We start from the raw sequence: 15,911 nt of genomic DNA on the forward strand, positions 1-15,911 counted from the left end.
AGGGGCGCGCGGGTTCGCTTGACAAGTGCTCGTCTGCCACCGCAGGGGCAAACGCAGGCTGAACGAGGGTTCTCGGCGTTGTGACAGGTGAAATAGGCATCCGCCCGGTCTCGGGCAAGCGCGGACGCGCCGAATTCGTCGATCTGGGACGCCGCTTCGCCCGCGATGTTCCGCACAGCGTGCCGCAATTGCGCTCCGAACAGCTCGAGTTGATCGATCCGGCGCGCAACCCGTTTTTCGGCCATGCCCGCGCCCAGCTGTTCGTCGCCGAACGCGACGGCGCTCCGATCGGGCGGATCTCGGCACATATCGACGAGCTCGCGCTCGAACTGCCGCCTGAGCAGGGGATGGGACCCGGCGCCGGCATGTTCGGCTATTTCGACGCCGAGGACGAGCAGGCGGCGCACGCCCTGCTGGCCAAGGCCGAAGAGTGGCTGCGCCAGGAGGGTATGACCAGGGTTCTGGGGCCGATCTCGATGTCGGTATGGGAGGAGCCCGGACTGCTGGTGGCGGGCCACGATCATTCACCGATGATCATGATGGGGCATCACCCCGCGCATTATCGCGGCTGGATCGAGAGCGCGGGCTACACCGTGGCCAAGCTGCTGCGCACTTACGAACTGCCGGTAAAGGAGGAGTTTCCCCCGCTGATCCGGCGTATCGTCGCTTCGGGCGAACGTAATGAGCGGATCAAGGTTCGCTATGTCGACAAGGCGCAGTGGGATCGCGAGGTCCGGATCGTGCTGGAGATCCTCAACGACGCGTGGTCGGACAATTGGGGCTTCGTACCCTTCACCGACCGCGAGACCGCCTATGCCGGCAAGAAGCTGCGCCCGCTGATCCACGAGGAGATCAACATGATCGCCGAGCTGGACGGCAAGCCGGCTGCCTTCATGCTGACCTTCCCCGATGTGAACGATGTGCTGCGCAAGACCGGCGGCAAGCTCCTCCCCTTCGGCTGGCTGCGGCTGCTGCGCTGGGCCCGCAATCCTAAGGGTGCCGGGATGCGGGTGCCCCTGATGGGCGTGCGCAAGGAGTTGCACAATTCGCGCCTCGCAAGCCAGCTCGCCTTCATGATGATCAGCCAGATCCGCCACAACGCGGCGGAGATATGGAATTCGGAGCGCGGCGAGATCGGCTGGGTGCTCGACGACAACAAGGGAATGGTCGCGATCGCCGAGACGATCGGCGCAACCGTCAATCGCGAATATGCGGTGTTCCAGAAACCGCTATGACCCGGGCCCGCCGATTGTGACCCGCGCGCCACGCCGGCGCCGAAAAGATGCCGCTGGGGAACCATGGTCCGCTCGGCTCGCTTTTCATCACAATCCGCGCGTTTTTGCCCGGAAGGTTGGGGCCCGATGAAGCACACCGACACGAGCGGAAATTGTATCTCCCACGCCGAGGGCGTTTTGCCGGACCGCGTCCTGATCGTCGAAGACGATGCCATCCTCGCGGTCACGATCGAGATGACGCTGCGCGACGCGGGTATCCACGATATCGAAATGTGTTCCACGACCGAAATGGCGCTGGTCGCCCTGCGCGAGAAGCAGCCCGACGCGATCGTGCTCGATGTGCATCTGGCCGATCGCGACGATGGCTGGACCATCGCCGAGCTGGTGCGCTCGCTGGGCCCCAACAGTCCGCGGATCGTGTTCTCCACCGGCGCTCCGCGCGATATCCCGCAGGATATCGCCGAACTCGGCTGCGTGCTGGAAAAGCCCTACGATCCCGAGACGCTGGTCGATGTCCTGCGCGAGCCCAGACGGCGCGGGATCATCTCGCGGTTGAGGGGTGCGCTCACCTGATCGCCCGCCTCATTGCTGGATAAGCGAGGCGACCGAGCAACGCGGACGGCAACCGTTCGCCCGGCCGAGGCTGCGCCAAGATCGCATCAAAAAAAGGCCTCCGCTCCTTTGGGGGAACGAAGGCCTCGGGATCGTGTCACCAGCCGCTTGGACGGGAGGGGGGGTCTCGGCGGTGACATTAGAGAAATGGTCGGACTGGAAGTGGGTTCCCGGCGGGCGCGAAAATTATTTTTCGTATCTTCCCCCAAGCCGCGAGAGTTCCGTATCCGGCCTGGTATAAGGCGCCCCCTCACGGTCGCACCCGGCCGCCACCCACACCGGATCGCGGCTAGATGAACGGTCGGCGCTGACCGCTTTTTCGGTCGTAGCGCGCGTAGTCGCTGGCCGCATCGAGATCGGGCACGCTGATTTCGCCCGGGTTCCATTCGACCAGACCTTCGCGCGCCAGAGCTTTGATCTTCCTATTGGTGTGAACCAGCGACAGCCCGAGCATGTCGGCGATCTGCGTCTGATTGAGCGGCAGCGCCAGCCGGTTGTCCGCATCGGCCATTCCGACCCCGAGCGCACGGTCGAGCAACCAGACCGCGAGATAGGTGATGCGTTCCTTCGCCGAGCGCCGGCCCACCGCGACCATATGCTCTTCGAGCGCGGTCTCTTCTTTCGCTGCCAGCCAGGTCAGATCGTAGCCCAGCCCCGGATGGCGGCCGATCAGTGCGGAGAATTCGCTCTGCTCGAAGAGGCACAGCCGCGCGGGAAGCAGCGCCGCGACCGAATGGCTAGACGGCTCCTCGAATGCGCCCTGCAAACCGATCAGATCGCCGGCAAACATGAAATTGACGATCTGGCGGCGGCCGTCGTCCAGTTCGCGATAGCGCATCAGCACCCCTTCGAGCACTGTGTAGAGTCTGCGGCGCGTTTCGCCCTGCCGGACCACGGTCTCGAGCCGCTCGACCCTCACCTCGCCCTGCTTGAATCCCTGCATGTAGTCCAGTTGCCGCGGCTCGAGCGGTCGCAGACCGGCGCAATCCTGCAGGGGACAGGCGCGGCAGGGTATCGGATTGTCGACTGCGATCATTCGCGCATTGCCCCCGCTTGTCCTATCGACCATTGGCGGCGGTCTGAGAATTGTCAATTCGCCTGGGGATGGTCGCCAAGCATGCGGAACCATCCCAATTGGGCTGCGTTCTAGGCGCGCTAACCTTGGAAGGGGACTCTATGTCGCTTGGTGATCAGATTGCGAAGAATTTGCCGTATTTGCGCCGATATGCGCGCGCCCTGACGGGCTCTCAGGCGACGGGCGATGCCTTCGTCCGGGCCACGCTCGAAGCGGCGCTGGCCGACGAAGACCTCAAGCGTTCGCTCGATGGCGGTCGCGTCCCTCTTTATCGCGCCTTCAACAAGGTCTGGGCGAGCGCCTATCTCGAGACCCCCGAACCGGCCAGCGAGTCCGGCGCGCACGAGCAGGCGGCCAGCGGGAGGCTCAAGGCGATCACGCCGATGAACCGCCAGGCGCTGCTGCTGACCACGCTCGAGGATTTCTCGGTCGATCAGGCAGCGGAGATCATGGAGGTCGAACCCGACGAGATCGAGAAGCTGGTGCAGGAAGCGGTCGCGGAGATCGACCGCGAAACCTCGACCAGCGTGCTGATCATCGAGGACGAGCCGCTGATCTCGATGCAGCTCGAGGATCTGGTCAAATCGCTGGGTCACGATATTTGCGGAACCGCCGCCACCCGCACGCAGGCGCAGGAAGTCGTCGCCGAGAAGACCCCCGGCCTGGTCCTCGCCGACATCCAGCTTGCCGATGGCTCCTCGGGTCTCGATGCGGTGGACGATATCCTGGCGATCGACACCGTGCCGGTGATCTTCATCACCGCCTATCCCGAACGCCTGCTGACCGGCGACCGGCCCGAGCCGACCTATCTGGTCACCAAGCCGTTCCAGGAACAGACAGTGCGCGCTGCGATCAGCCAGGCGCTGTTCTTCGGGTCGAGCCGTCCGATCGGCTGAGCGGCTCTCCTATCGACAGTATCGACGAGAATGGCGGTCCTGCGGGGCCGCCATTTTTCGTTTCGCACGCGTGGAGCTTCGAGACTGCCCGTCGCTCGTGCCTCACCACCGGCGCCAAGGCGATCAGGCGTCGCGCAGCGCCTGTCGCTTGGCGCGGATCTCGAAGGCGCTGCGTTCGCGGACCGGCACCAGCAGGGTGCAGCGAACGCCCTCGGGCGCGAATTCGAGTTCGACCGGATGGCGCAATTCGTGCGCGACGATCTTCTCGATCAGGTCGGTCCCGAAGCCGCGTTCGCGCTGCTGCGGCACAGGCGGTCCCCCGCTCTCGACCCAGTGCAGCCGAGCGAGCTTTTCCGCAGCCATTTCCCAGGTGACCGAAACGGTCCCGCTTTCGGTGCTTAGCGCGCCGTATTTGGTGGCGTTGGTGGCCAGTTCGTGCAGCGCCAGACCCAACGACAGCGCGTCGTTGGGCGCGAGTTCCACCGTCGGCCCGTCGCAGATCAGCCGGTGCGCTTCGTCATGCGCATAGGGCGCCAGTTCGGCCTCCACGACGGCGGCGATTGGAGTGGTGCCCCATTCCGACTGGGTCAGCAGATCATGCGTGGCCGAGAGCGCGCGGATGCGGCCATCGAGTCCGTCGGCGAACTCCTCGACATCGTCGGCGCGGCGGCGGGTGAGCGCGACGATCGAGAGTACGTTGGCCAGCGTGTTCTTGACCCGATGGTTGAGTTCGCGGGTGAGCGAATTGCGGATCGAGTTCTGTTCGGCGAACCAGTTGAGCGAGCGCTGGTCCTCCAGCGCCTGCTGGGTCAGCAGCCGGGTCACGATCATCAGCAGGCTGGCGACCGCGAGGCCGAACAGCAGGGTGACCAGCGCCATCGCCGACAGCACGGCCTCGCCCGCGGACTGGATGACCAGCGTCATGTCGCGATTGGCGACCCGCACGGTCTGCTTCAGCGTCTCGCCGCCGAGTTCTTCGGCACCCAGACTGCCGAGCAGATTGTCCTGGTCGGGCGCGCCATCGTAAAGCCGCACGCCGAGCCCGTGGCGATCCACCAGTTCCGCCGCCGAGACGAGGAAGTCCTGCGCGTTGAACGGGCTCATGATGAAGCCCTTGAGCCGCCGCCCGCCGGCTCCGTCCTCGAACACCGGCATAAAGATCAGGAAGCCGGGCGCGCGATCGGCGCCTTCCTGGACGAGCACCACCCGTCCGCTGGCGGTCGGGCGCATGGTGCGCTCGGCTTCCTCCATCGCCGCGCGCCGGACGGGTTCGGAATACATGTCGAAGCCGATCGCCCGGCGGTTGCGCGCGGTATCGGGCTGGATGAGAGCGATCGGCACGAGCGTGTCGCGCGGTTCCTCCTCCAGCGTGGGCTTCACGTGCATCTCGGCGATGCGATAGCGGCCCAGATCGGCTTCGAAATCGGCCACTTCTCCGGCGGTCACAACCGGTGCCCAGCCATAGCCTTCCGCGCCGCGATAATCCGCATCGAGCCGCAGTTCCGCGACGAAGCGGCCGAAGGTGGCCATATCGACCCGTCCGACGGTGGAAAACAGCGCTGCGCCGGCGCGCAGATAGGAGGCGTTTACAGAGGCTCGACGCTCCAGCGCCGAGGCCATGGCGACGGCGGTCCGGTTCATCATCACCTGCTCGCGCTGCTGCTCGCCGCGCTCGATCGCGAAGACGCTCAGCGCGGTGATGGCGATAACGAGCAGGAAAATAGCCGCCGGGATCGCCCGCGGATAGGTGACGAGCCAGCGTCGCGGACCGGAATTAAGCATGCTGGCCTTTTGCGACAGGATTTCGTCCCCCGAGAGTTGCTTGCCTGACCGGAACGGCTGTAGGAAGCGTTAGCCATAAACACCCGGCCCTATGCAACCGGCCATATGCAACCGGCCATATGCAACCGATTGTGAGTGGGGAACCAAATTCACAAGGCTTCGTTCCCTGCTCACCCATGGGATCGAACAAATCGAACAAGCCGCGTTGCTTCGCAGGACGCGATTTGTGTTAAGGACGTGCCAAATCAATCATGACATCGGATAAAAAAGACCTCGAGGAGCGCGGTTCCGGCCCCTCCGGCGTCGAGCGCAAACGGGAAGCGGGCCGGGCGAAGCAGCCGCAATGGGCCAACGGCTTGCGACAATTGTACGATTCCGTGGTCGATGAAGACATCCCGGATCAGTTCAAGGATCTGCTCTCTAGACTGGACGCAAAGGACTGATGGGGGCGGAAAAACGGACGGCCAGCGAAAAGGCCGCATTCAAACGCGAACTGACCGAAGTGGTCCCGCACCTGCGCGCCTTTGCGCGCGGATTGTGCGGTCGTGCCGACATGGCCGACGATCTCGTCCAGGAAGCGCTGCTCAAGGCGTGGGCGGCGCAGGAGCGCTTCGAGCCCGGCACCTCGATGCGAGCCTGGACCTTCGTGATCCTGCGCAACGCCTATCTGACCGATATGCGGCGCAACCGCTTCCGCGGCGAATACGACGAAAACGTTGCCGAACGCATCCTCACCGCGCCGGCGGGCCAGGAAGAGCCGATCCACCTTTCCGACATGCACCGTGCGCTGCTGACCCTGCCCCCCGAACGGCGCGAAGCGCTGTTGCTCGTCGGTGCCGGCGGCTTCTCCTACGAGGAAGCCGCCAATATCTGCGGTTGCGCCGTGGGGACGATCAAGAGCCGCGTCGGCCGGGCCCGCGCCGCGCTCAACGCCATGCTCGTCGATGGCGACATTCCGCGCCGCTCCACCAAGGACGACATCGCGCATCGTGCCATCCTTGAGGAACTGGACGATGTTGCCGCGGGCAACGGTGCCGCTTCGCGCAGCTGACCGGCTCCCGCATCTGACGTCTGGTCTTTCTCGATCGCGGGGTCTTTCTCGATCGGGGGGTCTTGCCGCTTCGCCTCGCGCGGCGCATCCTGCGACGGCATGACCAAGCCCCGACCCGACCCGCAGCGCGCCGAAGCACTGGCCCGATCGGGCCGGCGGCTGGCTTTCGCCGAACAGGAACTGCGGCTGATTTCCGCGCTGGTGCTGCTGATCGGGCTAGGGCTGTTCCTGGCCCTGCCCTTCGTCCTGTCGATCGGATCGGTGGTGTTCCTGCCGCTGACTGCGGCCGTCGTGCTGACGATCATCCTCTCGCCTCTCGCCGATAAGCTGGCCATTTGGGGCCTGCCCAATGGCCTCGCCTCGCTGATCTCGCTGCTGGTGTTTCTGGCAATCGTGATGCTGGCGCTGGCGCTGATCCTCCAGCCCGCCTTCGCCCTGTTCGAGCAATTGCCCGAAATGGTCGATACGGTCGGAAGGCGCTTCGCCGAACTGCGCGACCGGTTCGGCTGGATCGCGCAGATCAATGAAGATCTGGCCGAGCTGATGGAGCGCGGCAATGGCGCGCGGGTGGTGATCGCCAGCCCCAGCCTGCTTCAGGAGATGGCCTTCGCGACCCCCAGCGTTCTGATCGAGATCGTGCTCATGCTGCTGATGACCTTCTTCATGGTCGAAGCGCGGGTAAGATTGCGCCAGCACCTGCTCCTCGGTCGCGCTTCCTTCGGGGCCAGCGTCAAGGCGGCACGCGTCCTGCGCGAGGTGCAGGACCGGGTGGCGGCCTACATATTGACGGTGGGCTGGATCAATCTTTGCGTCGGGGTCATCGTAGGCCTCGGGGCCTGGGCGCTGGGTGTCGAAGCGCCGATCATGTGGGGCGGGCTTGCCGCGCTGCTCAATTTCATCCCCTATATCGGTCCGACATTGATGATCGGCCTGCTGGCGCTGTTCGGCATCGGCACCACCGACACGGTGTTGCTGGGGCTCGTTCCCGCCGCCGCATACCTCGCCCTGCACACGATCGAGGCGAATGTGGTGACGCCGTCGATCCTGGGTGCGCGTTTCACCATGAACCCGGTGATGATCCTGATCGCGCTGAGCTATTTTTCCTGGATATGGGGTGTGCCCGGAGCGCTGCTTTCGGTGCCGCTGCTGCTGACGCTGACCGCCCTGTTCGAGCATGTCGGAACCCCCAATCTGGTCGGCTTCGTGTTCGGCGAACCCCTGTTTGCCGAGAAACTCCTTGTGGGCGAATCCGAAGACCAGACGGCGGGGGCCAGCGGCCCGGCGTAGCACACCGCCTCTCCCGCACCGCCAGAACCGGACAAAGAAAAGGCCCGCTCCCCGGGTTCGGGGGAACGGGCCTGATACTCTTTAAGAAAATTCGATCAGCCGGGATATTTCCAGCATTCGCCACGCGCAAGGTTCTCCGAAGCAAAGCTCCAGTTGAGCTTGTCGTCGAGCACCGCGTCGAGATATTTCGGGCGCGCATTCTGGTGATCCAGATAATAGGCGTGTTCCCACAGATCGATCACCAGCAGCGGATTGTAGCCCTGGTCGGCGAGCGTATCGCCATCGTGGGTTTCCTCGATCGACAGCTTGCCGTCCTTTTCGGCCAGCCAGACCCAGCCGCTGGCGAAATGGCCCGCGCCACGCTCGGCCAACTTGCTCTTGAGTTCGGCGATCGAGCCGAAAGCGGCATCGATCATGCTCTTGAGTTCGCCGGATGCCGCCGATTCCTTGCCGGTCAGCGAATGCCAGTAGAACCCGTGGTTCCAGCTCTGCGCAGCATTGTTGAACAGGCCCTGATCATTGACGCGCGCGTAGGCGACGACCTCTTCCAGCGGCTTGTCCGCCTGGTCGGTGCCGTCAATCGCCTTGTTGGTCTTGTCGATATAGGCCTGATGGTGCTTGCCGTGGTGATAGGACAGCGTCTCGGCCGAAATCGCGGGCTCGAGTTCGGTATCAGGATACGGCAGGTCGATGAGCTTGAAAGCCATGAGTGTTCCCCTCTGGTTCTGAATTCGTGAAATACGTTCAACCCAGGCAACGCTTGGCGCGGCGATGGGTTGCAGGAGTGCTAAAGGAAATTTTCGTCCGCTCCCACCCCCGATCGCGCCACCCAGAACGCCGCGTGAGAGAGGCCTTTCCATATCGTCGGCGAGCGGGCAGAAGCGCGCCTCGAGCCAGATGGTAGGATCATGATGACACGCAAGTTCTTCGGCACGGACGGAATTCGCGGACGGACCAATTCGGACAAGATGACCGCCTCGACCGCGATGTGCATCGGTCAGGCCGCCGGGGCGCATTTCCGCCGCGGGACGCATCGCAATCGGGTGGTGATCGGGAAGGACACGCGGCTGTCGGGCTATATGGTCGAGAGCGCGCTGGTGGCTGGCTTTACCAGCGTCGGGATGGACGTGATCATGACCGGACCCCTGCCCACTCCCGCGATCGCCATGCTGACGCACGAGATGCGCGCCGATCTGGGGGTGATGATCTCGGCCAGCCACAATCCTTACGAAGACAACGGCATCAAGCTGTTCGGCCCCGACGGGTTCAAGCTATCGGACGAGGACGAGATGGCGATCGAGGCGCTGATGGACGAGAGGCCCCAGCTTGCCGAGCCGCAGGATATCGGCCGCGCCCGGCGGATCGAGGACGCGCGCGGGCGCTACATCCATGCAGTCAAGCAATCGATCGGTCCCGACGTCCGCTTCGACGATCTCAAGGTGGTGGTGGATTGCGCGCATGGCGCCGCCTATCAGGTTGCGCCCTCAGCGATCTGGGAGCTGGGTGCCGAAGTCATCACGCTCGGCGTCACGCCGAACGGCACCAACATCAACGACGGGGTCGGTTCCACCTCGCTCGATGCGATCAAGGCGAAGGTGGTCGAATCCGGCGCCGATATCGGCATCGCGCTGGACGGCGATGCCGACCGGCTCATTCTGATCGACGAGAAAGGGCGCACGGTCGATGGCGATCAGATCATGGCGCTGATCGCCACCCGGATGATGGAGAAGGGAACGCTGCGGGGCGGCGGAGTGGTGGCCACGGTGATGTCCAACCTCGGGCTGGAACGCTATCTCGCGGGCATCGGGCTGACGCTGGAGCGGACCAAGGTCGGCGATCGCCATGTGCTCGAGCGCATGAAGCAAGGCGGCTTCAATATCGGCGGCGAGCAATCGGGCCACATGATCCTGCTCGATCATGCGACGACTGGCGACGGCACGGTGGCCGCGCTGCGGGTATTGTCGAGCCTCGTGCGCGCGAACCGCCCGGCGAGCGAACTGCTCCACCTGTTCGATCCGGTGCCGCAATTGCTCAAGAACGTGCGCTACGATGGCGGCGAGCCGCTGCAGGCGCAGAGCGTCGGGAAAGCGATCGCCGATGGCGAGGCGGAACTGGCCGGCAGGGGGCGTCTGGTCATCCGCGCTTCGGGCACCGAGCCGCTGATCCGGGTGATGGCCGAGGGCGACGATGCCGCGCAGGTCGAGCGCGTCGTCGACAGCATCTGCGATGCGGTGCGAGCGGTCGCCTGATGCTCGAGATGCGCCCCGATTGCGAACGCTGCGGCGCGGATCTTCCCGCGGAGGCGCCGGGCGGCTTCATATGCAGCATGGAATGCACCTTCTGTGCAGCATGCGCCGACAAGCTCGACGACGTCTGCCCCAATTGTGGCGGCGAATTGATGGATCGCCCGACGCGGTCCACAACGCTGCAGGAGCGATATCCGCCCTCGACCGAGCGCAAGCACCGGGCCGCCTGAGATGGACCGCCCGCCTGCACGCGTCCTTTCCATCGCCGGCTCCGACAGCTCGGGCGGCGCCGGGATCCAGGCCGATATCAAGACCATCGCCCTGCTGGGCGGCTACGCCATGACCGCAATCACCGCGATTACCGCGCAGAACACGCGCGGCGTCCAGGCGGTCGAAATCCTCCCCGTCGAGCTGGTGCTGGCGCAGATAGAATCCTGCCTCTCCGACATCGGCGCCGATGCCATCAAGATCGGGATGCTCGGTTCGCCCGCGATCGCGCATGCGGTGGCCGACCGCCTCGATGGCTTCGCCGGGCCGGTGGTGTTCGACCCGGTGATGGTCGCGACCAGCGGCGCCGAACTCGCCGACGGCGAGACCATCGCCGCCTTCGACCGGCTGCTGGCGATCGCCACGCTGGCGACCCCGAACCTGCCGGAACTGGCAGTGCTTTCAGGGAGCGAGCCCGCTACCCCCGAAGCAATCCTGCAAGCGGCGATGGCGCTTGCCGAGCGCCACGATGTGCAGATTCTCGCCAAGGGCGGGCATGGCAACGGCGCCGAAGTGCTCGACTACATCGCCTCGCCCTCGGGCAAGTTCGCCAGCTTCGGCCATGCACGGATCGAGACGCGGCATACGCATGGCACGGGTTGCACGCTGTCGGCCGCGCTGGCGACGCTGCTCGGTTTCGGCCAGCCGCTCACTGCTGCGATCCGCCTGGCGCGCGCCTTCACCTATCGCGCGATCGAACTCGCCCCCGGTTTCGGCGAAGGCAATGGTCCGCTCGGCCACCAGGCCGTGCGCCGGCTGGACTAGATCTCGAACTTGTAGAAATCGGCGATGTGGCCCCAGGCCTCGTCCGCGGTTTCGCACCAGCGGAACAGTTCGAGGTCCTTATGGCCGATCGTCCCCTCGTCGGCGAGCGCCTCAAAATCGATGACGCGGGTCCAGAACTCCTTGCCGAACAGCAGGATCGGCATGGGCTTCATCTTGCCCGTCTGGATCAGGGTGAGCAATTCGAAGAATTCGTCGAAGGTCCCGAACCCGCCCGGAAACACCGCCACCGCGCGCGCACGCAGCAGGAAATGCATCTTGCGCAGCGCGAAATAGTGGAACTGGAAGCTCAGATGCGGTGTGACGTAGCTGTTGGGCGCCTGCTCGTGCGGCAGGACGATGTTGAGACCGATGGTGTCCGCCCCGGCATCATGCGCGCCCTTGTTGGCCGCTTCCATGATCGAGGGTCCGCCGCCCGAGCAGACCACGAACTGGCGCTTGCCGTCCTCGACGATCGCCTTTTCGCTCGCAAGCCGCGCCAGCTCGTAGGCCTCGTCGTAATATTTCGCCTTGGCGACGAGGTTCTTCACCACACGCTGGTCGCGCTCGGGCAGATCGGCGAGGCCGGCGAGCGCCGTCTCGACCGAATGCGGCGGCGGGATGCGCGCCGAACCGTACATCACCAGCGTCGAGCCCACCCCGGCCTCGTCGAGCAGCATTTCGGGCTTGAGCAGCTCCAGCTGGAATCGCACCGGCCGCAGTTCCTCGCGCAGCAGGAAATCGCGATCCTGAAAAGCCAGTTCGTAGGCCGGATCGAGCGTCTGCGGGGTGGAATGCGGCTGGGATTTGGAGAATTGCGCCTCCTCCTCGGCCGGGTAGAAATTGCGAGCGGCGCGGTCGTGCTTCTCGGCGTGCCTGCTGATTTCGGGTCTAGGGGTCTCGGTCATTGGCTGCCGATAGGCAAACCCCGGCGCTGCGGCAAGCGCGCTGAACCGGTGGTTCGGGCAAACTTTCCTCTAAACTTATCTACGGTCGGTTCGCCCCTTCCTTTAGGCCGAGCCCTACCTTTCGCGCGAGGCTGCTAAACAAAGATTTGTTCTGACGACGCAACCCGCCCGTCGCCGTTATCCTTCTGAAGACATAGAAGGAATTTCCGGTGCCTACTCTCCCCCCTGGCTTTGTCGGTCGCTCGCACGACAAGCCGGCTCGCCATGGCGTCGCAGGAGCCGGTCGCATGAGAACCTCGATCTGCACGCTGGCGCAAGGCCGCGGGGATCTCCTGGCCAATTTGGTGCGCGGCCTCAATCACAGCCGCCGCCCGCCCGGCGAACTGGTGATCGCGGTGATGCAGGACCAGCGCTACGAGCTTCCCGCCACCGGCTTTCCGACAAGGCAGCTGATACTCGGGTCCGGGAATATCTCGCGGGCGCAGGCGCGCAACGCCGCCGCCGCCAAGGCTTCGGGCGATCTGCTGATCTTCCTCGATGCCGATTGCATCGCTTCCCCGACCCTGATCGAGAACTATGCGTTGGCCGCCGCGCTCGACGACGGCGTGCTGATGGGCGAAGTCGGCTACCTGCCCAAGGGCGCGACCGACGAGGGCATCGACTACGCCCGGTTCGAGCGCGAGGCGGTCAAACATCCGGAACGCGCTGGACCGCCGCCCGGCATGGTCGGTCGCTGCGGCGACTACCGGAGCTTCTGGTCGCTGAATTTCGCGCTACCCAAGACGATCTTTGAAAGGCTCGGCGGGTTCGACGAACGCTATCTCGGCTATGGCGGCGAGGATGCCGATTTTGGCCGCACCCTGGCCGAGAAGGGAGTGCCGCTGTGGTGGGCGCGCGGAGCGAAAGTCTATCACCAGCACCACCACATTCAGATCCCGCCGGTGCATCGTCTAGATGGCGTCCTGGCCAATGCAGCGGTTTTCGAGGACAAATGGGGCGAACCGACGATGGAGAACTGGCTTGGAGCGTTCCGGCTGATGGGGCTGATCGAACGCAAGCGCACAGGCTTTCGCAAATTGCGCGAACCGGGCGAAGCGGAACTGGCGGTAGCGCGCCTGCAAGCCGATCAGCCCTATGCCAGCAGCGCGCTGGCGCTCGAATGGCTCGAAGAACGCGCTGCCGCCGACGAGGCCCGGGCACCGCGAATGGCATCCGCGTAAGTTGCAAATCGGGGCGGCTGCTGGGTTCATCAGCGGTGCCGAACGCGGTCGGCTGAAGGGCCAGGGTGATTGGCTCCGGACCGGTTGCTCGCGGGCCGCGATCGTTCGGTCGTACCGCGGCACAAAGGCGCATCCTGCCCGCGTCCGAAGAAAAGCTCGCCGCGAAGGCTGCTGAATTTCACAAGAAATTCCGAAAATCCTAACATTCGTCAATGGACCTATCCGCAATCGGTTGCTTAATCGCGCCAAGATCTCGGGTGGGCAGAAAGACCGAAATGACGTTTCCCCTTACCGGAGAGTTTCTTGCCGGCCGCCTCCGGGAACAACTCAGCCACGACGATCTGGTCTGTATCGAGGATCTGGTCGGAGAGGTCGAAGAGCACAGCGACAGCGTCCGACTGGTCGAAAGCGGCGAGCCGATCGAAAAGAGCCAGCTGCTGATCGAAGGCTTCGTGTTCCGCACCATCGAAACCGAGAAGCGCCGTTTCATCGTCGGCCTCCATGTGCCGGGCGACTTCATCGATCTGCACGGTTTCGCGCTCAAGCAACTCGACCATACGCTGGTGAGCGCCGGCGCGGTCAAGCTGGGCGTAGTCCCGCACGAGCGTTTGCGGAAGGTAATGGGAGAGCGTCCGCATATCGCACGCGCGATGTGGTTTGCGACGCTGCTCGATGCGGCGATCCATCGCAAATGGATCCAGACGCTCGAACAACTCGATGCGCCGCGCCGGATCGCGCATCTCTACGCCGAGCTGCACGAGCGGCTCGAGCTGGTCGGCCGCCAGATCCCGCGTGCGCTGCGGACTCCCTTCACCCAGATCGATCTGGCCGACATGTGCGGGGTCAGCGCGATCCATGCCAACCGCGCGGTCGGCAAATTGCGCGAGCTGGGGATCGGCGAGATCCGCCGCGGCGACCTCTACACCGACGATTGGGACGCGCTCAAAGGCTATGCCCACTTCGATGCTAGCTATCTCTACGGCCGCGGCGCGCTCAAGCTGCAGGACAATTGGGCCTAGAGAAGACGGTGAATCAGGCCGGCTGGACGGCGTAGTCGATCGGCTTGAAGCTCCCGCCGTTCGAGGCATAGGCCGAGCAGGCAGTTAGCCCGACGATCATATCCATCTCGGCGCGCATCGCGATCCGGTCGCCCGGCCTGCTCAGCGGCGGTTTGACTTCGATGCCGCCGGACCGCCCGTCCACCGGCACGTTCATGAACAGGTTGAACGCGGTGGGGATCGCATCGGGCCCGATCCCGTAGGGCTCCAGGGCCGCCTGCAGATTGCCGAAACATCCGCGATGCTCCGGCTTGTCGGGATAGAAATGGCGGAAGGTATCCACGCTGCAGGGAGTGAGCAGGAAATCATGCTTGCCGACCGTGTCCTCGACGATCGTCAGCATCGGGTTGGAGCGGTTGGACCACAAGCGGTTGCCTGCGGTCAGCGCGATCGTTTCCTCGTAATCGAAGGTCCGCCCGTTGGAGATCACCTCGCCGACATCGTCCGCGCCATAGCAGACCAGATCCGAAACCTGCCCGCCGTCCGGATCGCTCACGATCAGGGTCTCGCCCTTGGCGAGCTCGAGCGCGACGCCGCTGCGCGGTTCGATGCGGTTGACTGGCTCGTTCACTGGCCCGCTCCCTCGCCGGTTTCCTTGGACTGGCTGCGCTTGTCGCTGAAGGGGCAGGTCCAGTCGGGCGCGACTGCCCGCCCGCTGTATTGCCGCGCCTCGCTGGTCTCACCGTGGCGGGCGAGCATCGGATTGAGCGAACCGGCGAATTTGGTGTCGCGCTCGAGAATGGCCTCGCGCATCCGCTCGTAGCGGCCCTGCTCGCGCAGCTGCTCGAACTGGTCGTGCAGATTGAACACCAGCGTCGGATAGGCGAACCGCCGCGCCGGGCGCGAGGCGTTGGGATGCAGGCCCACCACGAAGAAGGCTTCGCCGCCGAAACTCAACGAGAAATGCGGATCGGACGGATCGGGGCTGACGCTGTCGTCATAGGGCTGCGAGAGCCAATCGTCCTTGTCGGCGAGCGATTGCAGCCGCTCCCACAGCCGCTTCTCGAACGCCTCCTCGTCGGCATCGACCGGACCCTCGAACACCACCGCGAGGCTGCGCAGATAGCTGCGGTCGTCGCGATAGCGCTCCGCCCAATCGAGCAGCGCATCGTGGATCCGAAGATCGTCCCAGCCGCTCGCCATGTTCTTGGCGAACAGCATCTTCAACGTCCCGCGCGCCAGCGTCGATTTGGCTCCGACGCAAGGATATTCGGTGCGCTCGATGAAGGCTTCGAGGCGCTCGCGCATCTCGGCCTCCCGCGTTGGCGGGACGCTCATCACGGCGACGCTCATTGTACGATCCTCGCGCGAGCCCCGCTGCCGCTTGGAAGAGGGGTATCAATGGCCGGACTGTGCAGGACGATGACGGGAGCAATGGGCGGCTTCCAGCGGATTGGCATAGATCGAGACTTTCGAACTGTTCACGTTGTCTGTGCGGTGGAGCGAGCCCCTCCGCGGTGCACAGGTTGAACGCATCCGCCGACCGAACGGATCCAATATTGACATGAATTT

The 15,911-nt window shown here is 64.5% G+C and carries 17 protein-coding genes; 11 read left to right on the forward strand and 6 right to left on the reverse strand.

The window, feature by feature from the left end; genetic code table 11:
- Positions 1-80 precede the first annotated feature (80 nt).
- Positions 81-1,235 carry a GNAT family protein gene (locus tag Q9K01_RS10725; protein ID WP_305930244.1) on the forward strand — a complete coding sequence of 385 codons (1,155 nt, stop codon included), beginning with the start codon at positions 81-83 and terminating at the stop codon, positions 1,233-1,235.
- A gap of 126 nt (positions 1,236-1,361) precedes the next feature.
- Entirely contained in the window at positions 1,362-1,808 is a 447-nt protein-coding gene (locus tag Q9K01_RS10730; RefSeq protein WP_305930245.1) for a response regulator, read from the forward strand.
- Between the two features lie 328 nt (positions 1,809-2,136).
- On the opposite strand, the gene Q9K01_RS10735 is transcribed toward Q9K01_RS10730, so the two are convergent.
- Positions 2,137-2,916 (reverse strand): Crp/Fnr family transcriptional regulator, encoded by a 780-nt coding sequence (locus Q9K01_RS10735; protein ID WP_305930246.1) that lies wholly within the window; start codon positions 2,914-2,916, stop codon positions 2,137-2,139.
- Positions 2,917-3,023: 107 nt separating this feature from the next.
- Between Q9K01_RS10735 and Q9K01_RS10740 the strand changes: the two genes are divergently transcribed.
- The gene (locus tag Q9K01_RS10740) at positions 3,024-3,818 is read left to right on the forward strand and encodes a response regulator (RefSeq protein ID WP_305930247.1); all 795 of its coding nucleotides are present in this window, start codon (positions 3,024-3,026) and stop codon (positions 3,816-3,818) included.
- Positions 3,819-3,941: 123 nt separating this feature from the next.
- On the opposite strand, the gene Q9K01_RS10745 is transcribed toward Q9K01_RS10740, so the two are convergent.
- Positions 3,942-5,600, reverse strand: coding sequence for a CHASE domain-containing protein (locus tag Q9K01_RS10745; RefSeq protein ID WP_305930248.1), 1,659 nt, complete (start codon positions 5,598-5,600; stop codon positions 3,942-3,944).
- Between the two features lie 251 nt (positions 5,601-5,851).
- On the opposite strand from Q9K01_RS10745, the gene Q9K01_RS10750 reads away from it, so the two are divergent.
- The 3 genes from Q9K01_RS10750 to Q9K01_RS10760 all read left to right on the forward strand — a co-directional run bounded on the left by Q9K01_RS10750 (position 5,852) and on the right by Q9K01_RS10760 (position 7,938).
- Positions 5,852-6,043 (forward strand): NepR family anti-sigma factor, encoded by a 192-nt coding sequence (locus Q9K01_RS10750; RefSeq protein ID WP_305930249.1) that lies wholly within the window; start codon positions 5,852-5,854, stop codon positions 6,041-6,043.
- Positions 6,043-6,651, forward strand: coding sequence for a sigma-70 family RNA polymerase sigma factor (locus tag Q9K01_RS10755; protein ID WP_305930250.1), 609 nt, complete (start codon positions 6,043-6,045; stop codon positions 6,649-6,651). Before Q9K01_RS10750 ends, Q9K01_RS10755 begins: the two co-directional genes overlap by 1 nt.
- Before the next feature lie 99 nt (positions 6,652-6,750).
- Positions 6,751-7,938, forward strand: a complete 1,188-nt coding sequence (locus Q9K01_RS10760; protein ID WP_305930251.1) for an AI-2E family transporter — start codon at positions 6,751-6,753, stop codon at positions 7,936-7,938.
- Positions 7,939-8,033: 95 nt separating this feature from the next.
- On the opposite strand, the gene Q9K01_RS10765 is transcribed toward Q9K01_RS10760, so the two are convergent.
- Positions 8,034-8,645: a superoxide dismutase gene (locus tag Q9K01_RS10765; protein WP_305930252.1), complete on the reverse strand. Its 612-nt coding sequence runs from the start codon at positions 8,643-8,645 to the stop codon at positions 8,034-8,036.
- Positions 8,646-8,849: 204 nt separating this feature from the next.
- Here Q9K01_RS10765 and glmM point away from each other — a divergent pair, with 204 nt between their 5' ends.
- Genes glmM through thiD form a run of 3 tightly spaced genes read left to right on the forward strand, consistent with a single transcriptional unit; the run spans position 8,850 to position 11,216 of the window.
- Positions 8,850-10,187 carry a phosphoglucosamine mutase gene (gene glmM / locus Q9K01_RS10770; protein WP_305930485.1) on the forward strand — a complete coding sequence of 446 codons (1,338 nt, stop codon included), beginning with the start codon at positions 8,850-8,852 and terminating at the stop codon, positions 10,185-10,187.
- Positions 10,187-10,414: a DUF1272 domain-containing protein gene (locus Q9K01_RS10775; protein WP_305930253.1), complete on the forward strand. Its 228-nt coding sequence runs from the start codon at positions 10,187-10,189 to the stop codon at positions 10,412-10,414. Before glmM ends, Q9K01_RS10775 begins: the two co-directional genes overlap by 1 nt.
- 1 nt (position 10,415) lies before the next feature.
- Complete coding sequence (gene thiD, locus Q9K01_RS10780) at positions 10,416-11,216, forward strand: bifunctional hydroxymethylpyrimidine kinase/phosphomethylpyrimidine kinase (RefSeq protein ID WP_305930254.1); 801 nt, start codon at positions 10,416-10,418, stop codon at positions 11,214-11,216.
- On the opposite strand, the gene Q9K01_RS10785 is transcribed toward thiD, so the two are convergent.
- Positions 11,213-12,121, reverse strand: coding sequence for an LOG family protein (locus Q9K01_RS10785; protein WP_305930255.1), 909 nt, complete (start codon positions 12,119-12,121; stop codon positions 11,213-11,215). The genes thiD and Q9K01_RS10785 overlap by 4 nt on opposite strands.
- Positions 12,122-12,408: 287 nt before the next feature.
- On the opposite strand from Q9K01_RS10785, the gene Q9K01_RS10790 reads away from it, so the two are divergent.
- Positions 12,409-13,341: a galactosyltransferase-related protein gene (locus tag Q9K01_RS10790; RefSeq protein WP_305930256.1), complete on the forward strand. Its 933-nt coding sequence runs from the start codon at positions 12,409-12,411 to the stop codon at positions 13,339-13,341.
- A gap of 275 nt (positions 13,342-13,616) precedes the next feature.
- The gene (locus tag Q9K01_RS10795) at positions 13,617-14,360 is read left to right on the forward strand and encodes a Crp/Fnr family transcriptional regulator (RefSeq protein WP_305930257.1); all 744 of its coding nucleotides are present in this window, start codon (positions 13,617-13,619) and stop codon (positions 14,358-14,360) included.
- A gap of 13 nt (positions 14,361-14,373) precedes the next feature.
- Here Q9K01_RS10795 and Q9K01_RS10800 read toward each other — a convergent pair whose 3' ends face one another.
- Together Q9K01_RS10800 and gntA are read right to left on the reverse strand one after the other, a co-directional pair.
- Positions 14,374-14,970 carry an urea carboxylase-associated family protein gene (locus Q9K01_RS10800; RefSeq protein WP_305930258.1) on the reverse strand — a complete coding sequence of 199 codons (597 nt, stop codon included), beginning with the start codon at positions 14,968-14,970 and terminating at the stop codon, positions 14,374-14,376.
- Positions 14,967-15,692, reverse strand: a complete 726-nt coding sequence (gene gntA / locus Q9K01_RS10805; RefSeq protein ID WP_305930259.1) for a guanitoxin biosynthesis heme-dependent pre-guanitoxin N-hydroxylase GntA — start codon at positions 15,690-15,692, stop codon at positions 14,967-14,969. Before gntA ends, Q9K01_RS10800 begins: the two co-directional genes overlap by 4 nt.
- Between the last annotated feature and the right edge of the window lie 219 nt (positions 15,693-15,911).

Source organism: Qipengyuania benthica (assembly GCF_030717865.1).
Lineage (GTDB): Bacteria > Pseudomonadota > Alphaproteobacteria > Sphingomonadales > Sphingomonadaceae > Qipengyuania > Qipengyuania benthica.